This window comes from Pseudomonas sp. 15C (assembly GCF_055484735.1).
Map to the genome: position 1 here is coordinate 54,449 of NZ_JBUDGD010000028.1, position 12,282 is coordinate 66,730.

10 protein-coding genes and 3 pseudogenes are annotated in these 12,282 nt (G+C 62.2%); 9 read left to right on the forward strand and 4 right to left on the reverse strand.

All coding sequences use genetic code 11. The features are described 5' to 3' along the window. Positions 1-60 precede the first annotated feature (60 nt). Complete coding sequence (locus ACYYKW_RS15815) at positions 61-1,140, reverse strand: patatin-like phospholipase family protein (protein ID WP_203418737.1); 1,080 nt, start codon at positions 1,138-1,140, stop codon at positions 61-63. 282 nt (positions 1,141-1,422) lie between these two features. Here ACYYKW_RS15815 and ACYYKW_RS15820 point away from each other — a divergent pair, with 282 nt between their 5' ends. The 4 genes from ACYYKW_RS15820 to ACYYKW_RS15835 are packed head-to-tail and all read left to right on the forward strand — an operon-like array spanning position 1,423 to position 4,024. Further along, a complete protein-coding gene (locus ACYYKW_RS15820) occupies positions 1,423-1,731 on the forward strand; it encodes a PepSY domain-containing protein (RefSeq protein WP_093100063.1) in 309 nt (102 codons plus the stop codon). Continuing rightward, complete coding sequence (locus ACYYKW_RS15825) at positions 1,731-2,042, forward strand: PepSY domain-containing protein (RefSeq protein ID WP_336356004.1); 312 nt, start codon at positions 1,731-1,733, stop codon at positions 2,040-2,042. Before ACYYKW_RS15820 ends, ACYYKW_RS15825 begins: the two co-directional genes overlap by 1 nt. A gap of 3 nt (positions 2,043-2,045) precedes the next feature. After that, a complete protein-coding gene (locus tag ACYYKW_RS15830; protein ID WP_093100067.1) occupies positions 2,046-2,714 on the forward strand; it encodes a response regulator transcription factor in 669 nt (222 codons plus the stop codon). Continuing rightward, a complete protein-coding gene (locus ACYYKW_RS15835; protein ID WP_093100069.1) occupies positions 2,711-4,024 on the forward strand; it encodes a sensor histidine kinase in 1,314 nt (437 codons plus the stop codon). Before ACYYKW_RS15830 ends, ACYYKW_RS15835 begins: the two co-directional genes overlap by 4 nt. Positions 4,025-4,243: 219 nt before the next feature. Here ACYYKW_RS15835 and ACYYKW_RS15840 read toward each other — a convergent pair whose 3' ends face one another. Both ACYYKW_RS15840 and ACYYKW_RS15845 read right to left on the reverse strand, forming a co-directional pair. Continuing rightward, the gene (locus ACYYKW_RS15840) at positions 4,244-4,999 is read right to left on the reverse strand and encodes a methyl-accepting chemotaxis protein (protein WP_464990528.1); all 756 of its coding nucleotides are present in this window, start codon (positions 4,997-4,999) and stop codon (positions 4,244-4,246) included. A 102-nt stretch (positions 5,000-5,101) separates the two neighbouring features. Continuing rightward, positions 5,102-6,400: pseudogene (locus ACYYKW_RS15845) on the reverse strand (methyl-accepting chemotaxis protein); the annotation flags it as partial. Positions 6,401-6,671: 271 nt separating this feature from the next. On the opposite strand from ACYYKW_RS15845, the gene ACYYKW_RS15850 reads away from it, so the two are divergent. The 3 genes and pseudogenes from ACYYKW_RS15850 to ACYYKW_RS15860 all read left to right on the forward strand — a co-directional run. Further along, on the forward strand, positions 6,672-7,988 hold the full coding sequence (locus ACYYKW_RS15850; protein ID WP_464990523.1) for a Na+/H+ antiporter family protein: 1,317 nt from the start codon (positions 6,672-6,674) through the stop codon (positions 7,986-7,988). Positions 7,989-8,189: 201 nt separating this feature from the next. Continuing rightward, positions 8,190-8,966 (forward strand): annotated as a pseudogene (locus ACYYKW_RS15855) (cache domain-containing protein); the annotation flags it as partial. A 315-nt stretch (positions 8,967-9,281) separates the two neighbouring features. Further along, a pseudogene (locus ACYYKW_RS15860) lies at positions 9,282-9,872 on the forward strand (methyl-accepting chemotaxis protein); the annotation flags it as partial. A 202-nt stretch (positions 9,873-10,074) separates the two neighbouring features. On the opposite strand, the gene ACYYKW_RS15865 reads toward ACYYKW_RS15860, so the two are convergent. Further along, positions 10,075-11,010 carry a LysR family transcriptional regulator gene (locus tag ACYYKW_RS15865; protein WP_464990524.1) on the reverse strand — a complete coding sequence of 312 codons (936 nt, stop codon included), beginning with the start codon at positions 11,008-11,010 and terminating at the stop codon, positions 10,075-10,077. 112 nt (positions 11,011-11,122) lie between these two features. On the opposite strand from ACYYKW_RS15865, the gene ACYYKW_RS15870 reads away from it, so the two are divergent. Together ACYYKW_RS15870 and ACYYKW_RS15875 are read left to right on the forward strand one after the other, a co-directional pair. Beyond that, positions 11,123-11,608, forward strand: a complete 486-nt coding sequence (locus ACYYKW_RS15870; RefSeq protein WP_464990525.1) for a DMT family transporter — start codon at positions 11,123-11,125, stop codon at positions 11,606-11,608. Positions 11,609-11,611: 3 nt separating this feature from the next. Further along, positions 11,612-12,067 (forward strand): DMT family transporter, encoded by a 456-nt coding sequence (locus tag ACYYKW_RS15875; RefSeq protein ID WP_464990526.1) that lies wholly within the window; start codon positions 11,612-11,614, stop codon positions 12,065-12,067. The last annotated feature ends 215 nt before the right edge of the window (positions 12,068-12,282 follow it).

The window sequence follows — 12,282 nt, forward strand, 5'->3', positions numbered from 1 at the left end:
CGTTCGCCGCAGCGATTCGGGCAGGCGGCGAGTTTATCAGCTTGTCTGTGGCTGTGCTGACTAAAGGGTCAGCAAGTGCTCGGCGAGGCGACCGTTGGCCGTCAGTTCGAGAAATTCGTCACCGAGGCGGCGGCTTTCGTCCATCGCCGTGTGCCAGTACTTCTGCCGGCCGGGAGCATCGCCCATGAAGCGTTTGAAGTCGTTACGGTCTGGCAGTTTGCCGAAGGGCAGGCGGGCCAGATATTCCTTCGACGGCGCGAGCAACAGCACGTCTTGCAAACGCTGCACCGAGGCGCGGCGCCACGGCAGGGTCTTGTCGAACCAGCCGGGAATCACCCGGTCGGTGAAGTGCGGATACAGCACGATGCCGTCGCCGCTGTAGGGCAGGTCAAGGTGATAGTCGAGCAGGCCGCCGTCGCGGAACGTCCCCGCGCCAGCACCCGGCAAATCGCGCACGCCTTGCATGACCATCGGAATCGAACCCGAGGCGAGCAGGGCCTGGCGCAGGTTGCCGGCGTTCAGCGCGACAAAGCGCGAAGGGAAATCGTCCAGCGCATGCAGTGGCGGGGCCAGGCGTGGATCGTGGATGATCAGCCGTTCGAAGTGCCGCGACAGCCGCGCACGACCGCGCAGGTTGTCGGCAATCACCGAACCCAGCGCCAGACCGAGCCGCCCGCGATGATCCTCGGCCAGCCGCCCCTGACTTTTCACCACCATGATGTTCAAGCGGTAATGTGCGTTGTCGAGGATGCTGGCGTCGCGGCCGTCGAGCAGGTCGTTGAGCATGCGTTGCGAGCTCTGACTGATCTCGGCCATGGTCACGCCTTTGTTGAAATTCTGCTCGGCGTACAAATGCCCGAGGCGGCGGAGGCCTTCGGCGGCGTCCGGCAGGCAGGCACTGGCGAAGCGCCAGGAGCCGACTGAAGCGCCGATCAGCGAACGCTCGCGCGGCGCCCCCGGCAGCCATTCACCGAACAACGCCAGATCGAGCCCCTGAATCCCCAGCGCCTTCGGCCCGCCGGCCGCGCCAGGCAGGGTGCCGACGTCGGCAGCGTTCAGGCCCTGGGCACGAATGCGCGCCATGGCCCGCGGGCCGGCCTTGAGGGTGAGGGCGGGGAATTTGATGTGGATGGCGGTCATACCGGCCTCGATCGTTAGCAAGCTGCGAATTATAAGCACACCGCCGAACCCTGTGGGAGCGCCCGCGACGACGGCGTACTGATCGTTCCAACGCTCTGCGTGGTAATGCAGCCGGGGACGCTCTGCGTCCCATTGGAACGCGGAGCGTCCCTTGAGGCATTCCCACGCGGAGCGTGGGAACGATCGGAATGAACAGGGCACAATGATGGCCATTCAGTTTCAGTTAAGTTGCTGCCGTTAAGGTGCCTACCTTAAGCAACCTATAAAAATTCGGAGACAACCGTGAACACCCTGACTGCCCTGATCACCGCCTCGATCATCTGCCTCACCGCCGGTACTGCTTTTGCGCGCGATCTGGGGCCTGACGAAGCGCTTCGTTTGCGCGACGCTGGTACTATCGTCTCCTTCGAGAAGCTCAACGCCGCCGCGCTGGCCAAGCACCCGGGCTCGGAAATTACCGAAACCGAGCTGGAAGAAAAATACGGCAAGTACATTTACCAGATCGAACTGCGCGATCCGCAGGGCAAGAAATGGGATCTGGAATTGAACGCGGTCGATGGCGAAGTGCTCAAGGATCATCAGGATACGTAATGAAGCTTAATGTTCGCACCACCCGCCGTACGGCCTTGGTGCTGCTGTTGTTTTGCTCCACGGCGATGGCCCGCGACCTTGATCAGGACGAAGCCCTGAGCCTGCGCGAGAAGGGCGTGATCCTGCCGCTGGAGCAAGTGTTGCAGCAGGCGATGGACCGTTACCCCGAGGCGAAGCTGCTGGAAGTCGAGCTGGAAGAAAAGCACGACATTTATATTTATGAAGTCGAATTGCTCACCGTCGAGGGTGTCGCCCGTGAGCTGCACCTGAAGGCTGATACCGGTGAACTGGTAAAAGACAAGGAAGATTGATCGATGCGTTTGCTCTTGGTGGAAGACCACGTACCGCTGGCCGACGAGTTGCTCGCCAGCCTGCAGCGGCAAGGTTACGCGGTCGATTGGCTGGCGGACGGTCGCGATGCGGTGTATCAGGGCAGCAGCGAACCCTACGATTTGATCATTCTCGACCTCGGCCTGCCCGGCGTGCCGGGGCTTGAAGTGCTGGCGCAGTGGCGCGCCGGTGGGCTGTCGATTCCGGTGTTGATTCTGACGGCACGCGATTCCTGGGCCGAACGCATCGAAGGCCTGAAGGCCGGCGCCGACGATTACCTGACCAAACCTTTCCACCCCGAAGAGCTGCAATTGCGCATTCAGTCGCTGCTGCGCCGCTCCAAGGGCCAGGCCAATCAACCGACCTTGAAGGCCGCCGGCCTGCACCTGGACGAGGGGCGTCAGTGCGTGGTGCGTGACGGCACGGACATTCAACTGACCGCCGCCGAGTTTCGTCTGCTGCGCTATTTCATGCTGCATCCCGAGCAGATCCTCTCCAAGAGCCACCTCGCCGAACACCTCTACGACGGTGAAACCGAGCGCGATTCCAATGTCCTTGAAGTGCACGTCAATCACCTGCGGCGCAAGCTCGGCAAAAGCGTGATCGAAACCCGTCGCGGCCAGGGTTACCTGTTCGGCGGGCAAGCCTCGTGAGATCGATCCAGCGCCGCTTGAGCCTGGGTCTGATCAGTGTGATGGTGATCGTCGGCGTGGTGCTGGCGCAGACCAGCCTGTGGTTGTTCGAAGCAGGTTTGCAGCGTTATCTGGAGGCGGGTCTGCGCAACGACAGCGAGAGCCTGCTGGTGGCGTTGGTCCGTGGCCCGCAAGGCTTGCAGCTGGACGAGCGGCATCTGTCGCCAGCCTATCAGCGGCCGTTTTCCGGGCATTACTTCCGCATCGACTTTGCCGACAGCCACTGGCGTTCGCGCTCATTGTGGGACCAGGACCTGCCGCTGCTCGATCATCCCGGCCTGCACAGCAATCTCCAGTTGGGCCCGGACGGCCAACAGTTGCTGATACTGCGTTCGGACTATCGGCGCCTCGGCCAGTCGATTTCAATCAGCGTCGCGCAGGATTACACGCCGGTGCGCGAAAGCTTCCAGCGCATGCGCCAGATCGGTCTGGCAGCAGGCCTGACGGCGTTGCTGGTGATTCTGCTGTTGCAGCGCCTGACCGTGCGCCGCGCCTTGAAGCCGCTGGAGCGGGCGCGCGAACAGATCGCGCAGTTGCAGCAAGGCCAGCGTTCGCAGCTCGACGATCAAGTGCCAGTGGAGCTAGAGCCGCTGGTAGCGCAGATCAACCATTTGCTCGCCCACACCGAAGACAGCCTCAAGCGCTCGCGCAACGCCCTGGGCAATCTCGGCCATGCGTTGAAAACGCCGCTGGCGGTGTTGTTGAGCGTGGCGTCGAGCGAAAAACTCGATGCGCACCCGGAACTGCGCAAGGTCCTCATCGAGCAACTGGAGCAAGTGCAGCAGCGCCTCAATCGCGAATTGAATCGCGCGCGCTTGTCCGGCGATGCACTGCCCGGCGCGCTGTTCGATTGCGACGCGGAACTGCCGGGCTTGCTGGCGACGCTGAACATGATCCACGGCGAGCATCTGGCGCTCAGCTACGTCGCTCCGGCTGGGCTGCAACTGCCGTGGGACCGTGAGGATTTACTTGAGCTGCTGGGCAACCTGCTCGACAACGCCTGCAAGTGGGCGGACGCCGAAGTGCGCTTGAGCGTGATCGAACGCACCGATGGCTTTTCCTTGAGCGTCGAGGATGACGGCCCCGGGATTCCCGAACAACAGCGCGCCGAGGTGTTCAGTCGTGGCACACGGCTGGATGAACAGACCGACGGCCATGGGCTGGGGTTGGGGATCGTGCGCGATATCGTGGAAACGTGGGGCGGGTTGCTGGTGTTGGGCGAGAGCGAGTGGGGTGGGTTGAAGGTGGTGATTGAACTGCCTCGGCGGTGAGCCCTTGAAAAGCCCCTCATCGGAACGCCGCCCGCCTAACCCTCTCCCAGAGGGAGAGGGGACTGATTGTGTTGGTCTTGAGATATGCACTCACTTGAAATACCGAGTCGGACTCAGGACTTGAATGGCATGAAGATCGGCTCCCTTTCCCCCTCGCCCCCCTTGGGGGGAGAGGGCTGGGGTGAGGGGGGATTGCAACTGACACCCCGCACTCGTGCATCAAACGCGAAACTGATCCATCAACCGCTGCTGCTGATTCGCCAGGCTGTTGAGCGACTGGCTGACCCGCGCCGATTCATTGGCCTGCCCCGACAGCGATTCCGTCACGTCGCGAATCGTCGCCACATTGTTGTTGATCTCTTCGGCCACTGCGCTCTGCTGTTCAGCGGCGCTGGCGATCTGCAGGTTCATGTCGCTGATCACCGTCACCGCGTCGCCGATCTGGCGCAGTGCGGTCACTGCCTGGCCGACCTGCTCGACACTGCCCTGGGCCTGGCGATGGCTGTTGCCCATCGAACCGACCACCTCCTGCGTGCCGTTCTGCAATTGCTCGATGACCTGACGGGTTTCCTCCACCGATTCCTGGGTACGTCGGGCAAGGTTGCGCACTTCATCGGCGACCACGGCAAAACCGCGTCCGGCTTCACCGGCCCGCGCCGCTTCGATCGCGGCATTCAGTGCCAGCAGATTGGTCTGCTCGGCAATCGCGCGAATGGTTTCCAGCACCGCGCCGATTTTCTCGCTGTTGGCCGCCAGACCTTCAACCTGCACCATCGCCGCGCTCATGTCGGCGGCGAGGGTGTCGATGCTCGCGGTAGTGCGGTCGATCACGGTCAGGCCCTGGCGAGTGGCGCGGTCGGCGTCCTTGGCGGCTTCGGCCGCCTGGGCCGCGCTGCGGGCGACGTCCTGCGCGGTGGCGCTCATTTCGTGGGAGGCGGTCGCAACCTGATCGACCTGGCGGTATTGCTGCTCCATGCCGGCGCTGGTCTGGGTGGCGATGGCCGAGGATTGGTCAGCCGTGCTGCGTGCGTCCTGCACCGAGCGTTTCACTTCGGCGATGATCGGCTGCAATTTGTCGAGAAAGCGGTTGAACCAGCCGGCCAGTTGCCCGAGCTCGTCCTGCTTGTCATAGGCCAGGCGGCGGGTCAGGTCGCCTTCGCCGCTGGCGATGTCTTCAAGCATGTGCGCGACACCAAGGATCGGTCGGGTCACACTGCGCGCCATCAGCCACACCAGCAGCAGGCCGAGCAGGGCGGCGAGGCCGCCGAGGCCCAACTCCATCAACGTGCCCGAGGTATTGCTCGCGTCCAGCTGTTGCTCGAGTGCTTCGGCGCGGCTCACCAGAACTTTTTCCGGCACATCGAGCAGCACGCCCCACGCCGGCCCGCCCGGAATCGGCTGGAACGGCGATAGCACTTTCAACTGACCATTATTGTGCAGACTGCTCACGCCGGTGCTGGCGGCCAGGCGCCGTAGCAGCTCAGCACCGCTGGTGATGTCGACGGCGTCCAGACGCTGGCTGAGTTTGCCGGCATCGGCGCTGTAACCGGCGAGCAGGCCGGCGGGGCTGATGATGCTCACGGCAGTCTGACCGTCGTAGAGCTTTTTGCTCGCGGTCTGGCTGATCGCTTGCAGGCTGTTGAGGTTGATGTCGACCGACAGCGAGGCGATGACCTTGCCGTTGAGCAGCAGCGGGAAGACGATGCTGGTCATCAGCACTTTCTGCCCGTCGATCACGTAAAAGTACGGTTCGATCACACACGGCTTGAGCGTGCTGCGCGGGCAGGTGAGCCAAGCGTTGGCCGCCTGACCGCTGGGGCCGGTGCGGGTGTCGCTCATGTCACTTTCCGGCAGGGCCATCGAGTGGACCTTGCCCGGGGTCGGCTGCGACCAGTACAGGGCGAACCGGCCCTTGTCATTGCTGCCCAGCTCCTCTTGTCCGGCGAACAGTTCGTCCTTGCCGTCCAGCGCATTGGCTTCGAATACCAGCGACAGGCCGAGCAGATCCGGGTTGGCCTGCAATGCGGATTTGACCTGACGGGTCATGTCTTCGCGCAGATCGAAGGCATCGAGAAAACGCTTCTCGGCCTGTTCGCGCAGAAACAGCACCTGCCGCGAGAAGCCGTGACCGTATTGATAGGCATCCATGAACTGCTGACGAATCCCCGCCGCCTGCACCTCACCCTGCGACTCGATGCGCGCCTGCGCCGACTCGGTGAGCATCTCCATGCTCGACGCCTTGACCAGCGCGGAACTGTGCTCCATGCGATACAGCGAAAGACCGACGAGCAGGGTCACGATACCGGCCAGACAAAGGCCGGCGAGCAGGGTGATTTTCCATTGGATGGAAAGGTGTCTGAGCGACATGGAAAACATCCTTATTCGATAAATATCTGAGACTTTGCACTCTAACGGCTGAAAAGCAGCTTTCTTGAGCGGCAAGCTGCAAGCGGCAAGCTAAAAGCGAGCATCGGACTCAAGGATCAAAAGCAGCTCAGCTTGCCGCTCGAAACTTGCAGCTTGTGGCTGCTTGGGGCACAGTGCGCGCCCTTCTAACAAGACCCTTTTGCCTCCGCCGAGCAGTTCTGGCGGACTCATCCTGTCTGGCGGTCGGTTTGCCCACCGCAGTGTTTTTCGAGGTAGTGAAATGAATGCAGTCATAGCGGCAGTCGGCGTCATGCTGATTCTCAGCCTGTCCCGCGTGCATGTGGTGATCGCGCTGATCGTCGGGGCGCTGGTTGGCGGCCTGACCGGTGGCCTGGGCATGGACGCCACGCTCAAGGCGTTCAACAGCGGTCTGGGCGGCGGTGCGACGGTGGCGTTGTCCTACGCGTTGCTCGGCGCTTTCGCCGTGGCAATCGCCAAGTCTGGCTTGGCCCACGCACTGGCCGACAAGGCGCTGGCGATGGTTGACCGGCAACATTCGAGCGGCGGCGGCAATGTCAAATGGTTGCTGATCGGCCTGTTGTGGGTGGTGGCGATTGCTTCGCAGAATATCCTGCCGATCCACATTGCATTCATTCCGCTGCTGGTGCCGCCACTGCTTTATGTGCTGACCAAGCTGCAACTCGACCGCCGCCTGATCGCCTGTGTCATGACCTTCGGCCTGATCACTCCGTACATGTTCCTGCCAGTGGGTTTCGGCAACATCTTCCTCAATGAAATCCTGCTGGCCAACGTTGCGCGCAGCGGCGTCGACATCAGCGGCATCAACATCACCCACGCCATGGGCATTCCGGCGCTGGGCATGGTTTTCGGCTTGGCGATGGCGTTCGTCAGTTATCGCAAGAAGCGCGTCTATGACCTGGAAAAAATCGAGCAGGTCGAGCAGACCGCAGTGCATTACAACCCGCTGAGCCTGTTGATCGCCGGTGTGGCCATCGCCTCGGCGTTCGTCGTCCAACTGCTGCTGGATTCGATGATTATCGGTGCGCTGGTGGGCTTTTTGATCTTTTCGGTGTCCGGCATCGTCAAGTGGCGCGAAACCGATGACCTGTTCACTGAAGGCATGAAGATGATGGCGATGATCGGTTTCATCATGATCGCCGCCTCCGGCTTCGCCGAAGTGATGAAGGCCACCGGGCAGGTGCAGACGCTGGTTGAATCGTCCGCGGCGTGGATCAACCACAGCAAAGGCATCGGCGCGCTGTTGATGCTGCTGGTGGGCTTGCTGGTAACCATGGGCATCGGTTCGTCGTTCTCCACCGTGCCGATTCTGGCGGCGATTTTCGTGCCGCTGTGCGTGCAACTGGGCTTCAGTCCGATGGCCATCGTCTGCATCGTCGGCACTGCCGGTGCGCTGGGCGACGCCGGTTCACCGGCCTCGGACTCGACCCTCGGCCCGACCTCCGGCCTGAACATCGACGGCCAGCATCACCACATCTGGGACACCGTGGTGCCGACCTTCCTGCACTACAACCTGCCGCTGCTGGCATTCGGCTGGGTGGCCGCGATGGTGCTCTAAGCCTGTCACCGATCCCTTGTAGGAGTAAGCCTGCTCGCGATAGCGGTGTACCCGTCGCCTGATCCGCTGACTGATACACCGCTATCGCGAGCAGGCTCACTCCTACAGGGAGCGGGGGTGAATCCAGGACTCAACTTTTGAGCTGGCGTGCCGTTAAAGCCTTTAACCACGCCAACAAAATCAAAAGAGTGAGCCCCCACAATGCGCCTGAGCCTCAAGGCTAAAGTCCTGTCCCTCGCCGTTCTTCCGGTATTGCTCTTTGCCCTGGTCATCAGTCTGACCACACTGTTCATCCTCCAGGAACAGGCGCGCAAGGAAGTCGAACAGACCCGCGAGCGCCTGCTCGGCGACGCCAAAGCCACCCTGCAAAGTTACGTCGCCGTGGCGATGACCACGATCAAGCCGCTGTACGACGCGGCTGCTCCCGGCGACACCGAGGCGCGGGCGCAGGCGATCAAGCTGCTGTCGGGCATCCGCTACGGCAAGGACGGCTACTTCTTCGCCTACGACTCGGAGATCGTGCGCCTGTTCAAGGCCAACGACCCTGACGGTGTGGGCAAAAGCTTCAAGGACAACCGCGACCCGAATGGCGTCTACGTCAACCTCGGTCTGGTGAAAGTGGCGAAGGACGGTACTCACTACCTGCAATACAGCTCGCCGCTGCCGGGCAATGCCAAGGTGCTGGTGCCGAAACTCGGTTATACCGAATACCTGGCCAAGTGGGACATGGCCGTCGGTACCTCGGTCAACCTCGACGGCATCGAAGCGCAAGTGGCGCTGGTCGAAACCCAGGTGCAGGAACGCGTGCAAGGCGTGGTGCTGAGCATTGTCGGTGTGGCGGTGGTGGTGCTGCTGGTGATTGCCGCGGCGGGGATGCTGCTGGCCAACACGATTCTGCGGCCGCTGACCCTGATGAAAGCCAATCTCGATGACATCGCGGCAGGCGAGGGCGATCTGACCCGGCGCCTGAACATCACCAGCCAGGATGAACTTGGCGAACTGGCCGGCTCGTTCAACCGCTTCGTCGACAAGATCCACGGTTTGGTGCGGCAGATCACCGAGATGACCACGCAACTGACCGGGCTGGTGACTCAGGTGTCGGATCAGGCGCAGCGCTCGGATCAGGCGATGGAGCGTCAGCGTCACGAGACCGATCAGGTCGCCACCGCCATCAACGAAATGTCCGCCGCCGCGCAGGAAGTCGCCAAGAGCGCGCAGAACGCCGCCGTCGCCGCGCAGCAGACCGACGCAGAAGGCCAGAGCGCCAAACGCGTGGTGGCCGGCAGCATCAAACAGATCCATGCTCTGGTCGATGACATTCGCAGCAGCGGCGTATCGCTGGACAGCCTGCAGCAGGACGTGACGTCGATTGTCGGTGTGCTCGGGGTGATTCGCTCGATCGCCGAGCAGACCAACCTGTTGGCCCTCAACGCGGCGATTGAAGCGGCGCGGGCGGGGGAGGCCGGTCGCGGTTTTGCTGTGGTCGCCGACGAGGTCCGTGCGCTGGCCAGCCGCACGCAGATCAGCACCCAGGAAATTCAAGGCATGATCGATCGTCTGCAGGCCGGCACGCAGCAGGCGGTGGAAGCCATGCGCCGTTCCAGCGAGGCGGGTGATGGCACCTCGCAACAGGCCAATCAGGCCGGGGCGTCGCTGGATGCCATGGCTGAGCTGATCGCGACAATCAACTCGATGAACGCGCAGATCGCCAGCGCCGCCGAAGAACAGACGGCGGTGGCAGAAGAGATCAACCGCAGCGTGCACCAGATCGCGGTGGCGGTGGACAGCGTTGCCGATGAAACGCAACTCGGTGCGCAGACCTCGCGCAGTCTGGCGGAGTTGGGGCAGCGGTTGGGCAAGCTGGTTGGGCAGTTCCGGATCTGACGCTTGAAAAGCAGCCCCTCACCCTAGCCCTCTCCCAGAGGGAGAGGGAACCAAATGGGGGATGCCTGGGAAATGCACCGACCTGAAATTGCTTTGCTGAATCCATAATCGACTCGATCGTTCAGGTCGATGTCTGACGCAAGACACCTCGGTCAGTCCCCTCTCCCTCCGGGAGAGGGCTAGGGTGAGGGGCTCTTGATCTTCAAGGCCTGTCCCAATACGGAACCTCACCAAAACACTCAACAAAAAAATCAATCACCGTCCGCACCTTCACCGACAATCTTCGACTGCCCGGCCACAGCACCGCAATCTGCTGCGGCTCCAGACTGTTCGATACCTGATACCCGCGCAACACCGGCACCAGCGTGCCGGCGCGCACCGCCTCGCCAATCAGCCATGACGGAAACATCACCAGCCCCAGACCCTGTTCGGCAGCCTGGGTGAGGGTGTCGGCGTGGTTGCTGGTGATCGGGCCTTTGACCGAGTGCGGCGCCCAGTCCTCGCCATCGCGGCGGAAAAACCAGCGCTGCTGACCGGCCGCGCCCTTGTAGGCCAGGCATTGGTGTTGAGCCAGATCCTCAGGCTGTTGCGGCGTGCCGTGGCGCGCGAGGTACGCGGGGCTTGCGGCGACCTGAAAGCGGTGCGGCGCCAGAATCCGCGCCTGCATGCTCGAATCATGCAAATGGCCGATGCGAAACAGCAGGTCGGCGCCTTCCTGCAACGGGTCGACGTAGTGATCGGTCTGCTGAATATCCAGTTGCAACTGCGGATACCGCGCGCACAACTGGCCCAGCCACGGGCTCAGATGGCGCTGACCGAACACCACCGGGGCGTTGATGCGCACCAGCCCCGTCGGTTTGCTTTGCTGCTCCTGTAACGCTTGCTCGGCTTCTTCCAGCTGCACCAGCACCAGCCGCGCATGATGGCCGAGCATACGACCGGCCTCGGTCGGCGAAACGGCGCGGGTATGGCGGTAAAGCAATTGCTGATTCAGCGCTTGCTCCATCAATTGGATTTGCCGCGAAATCGAAGAGGGCGCGACGCCTTCGCGGCGCGCAACCTCGGAAAAACTGCCGTGGTCGAGCACCGCTACAAACAGCCGCAGTGCCTTGAATCCCAGTTCATTGAGCCCGTGCATGAAGTGCCCTGCTGTGCGGATTGCGCAAAAGTGTTGTCCGGATCCTCCCATTTATCGCACAGCTGTGCCAGCCGATAATCCGCGCCATCGTTTCTTGAAGTGGAAAGTTTTTATGCAGACGCTGGATGAAGTGGCTGTTGCCACGCCTGTGAAAAAGTCGAGGTGGCGCTTGTTGTTGCTGCCGCTGGTGATTCTGGCCGGCATGGGCCTGTCGGTAGAGGCCGGACTGCTCGGGCCGCTGGGCGAGCAGGTCGGGCACCTGTGGGCGACGCTGAGCATCTTCGGCGTCGGGGCGGCGATCCTGTTTTTGCTGCTGCTGTTCGCCGGCCCGCAGAAAGGCCCGGCGCTGACCGATCTGCCGCGCTGGCAGTTGATCGGCGGATTTCTCGGGCCGATGTACGTGGTGGTGCTGACCCTGGCAACGCCGCATATCGGCATCGCCATGACCATGATCGCGATCCTCTCGGGGCAAGTGGGCAAGAGCGTGCTGATCGACCATTTCGGCTGGTTCGGCACTACGCGCAAGAAGGTCAATGGCGAGCGTTGGCTGGCCTTGGGGCTGATTGTGGTGGCATTGATTCTGATTGCGCGGGGGTGAGTGATGGGGCTGGTGATTTTGTTGGCAGTGGTGGTGTTGGCCGGCGCGGTGTTGAGCGTGCAAGCGGCGATCAACGGGCGCTTGGGTGAGTCGGTTGGCGTGTTGCGCAGCAGTCTGCTGACCTTTGCGGTGGGCGCTGTGGTGACGGGGTTGTTGATTTTTTTCTTTGAGCCGGCGCAGGAGGTGAGCTTGCTCGAGGTGCCGAAGTGGCAGTTGACCGGGGCTCTGTTCGGCGTGGTGTACATGATGGTGATGGTCGGTGCGGTGCCAGTGGTGGGCACGGCGGTGGCGACGGTGGCGGTGATTGTCGGGCAGTTGGGGATGGGGATGTTGATCGATAATTTCGGCTGGTTGGGCAATCCTGCGATTGAGCTTTCGTCGAGCCGGGTTTTGGCGATGGGGTGCCTGGCGTTGGCGCTGGTGTTTATGTATCGGAGTTCTTCGCGCTCCGTGGATTGATTGTTTGTTTGGACGCTTAGATGGGGGGTATATCCGTTGCTTCGGGTGCTGCGGCTGGCGGTTTCGCCCTTACGGCGAGTCCCTTTTTCAGACGCCAAAAAGGAACCAAAAGGCTTGCTCCTGCGTTCGGCCCTCGCAGGCTCGGGTTCCTTCGCTGCGGGATCGATCCGGGCGCAGCGGCTACGGTTTGCTTCGCTGCACCTACTTCCGCTGTG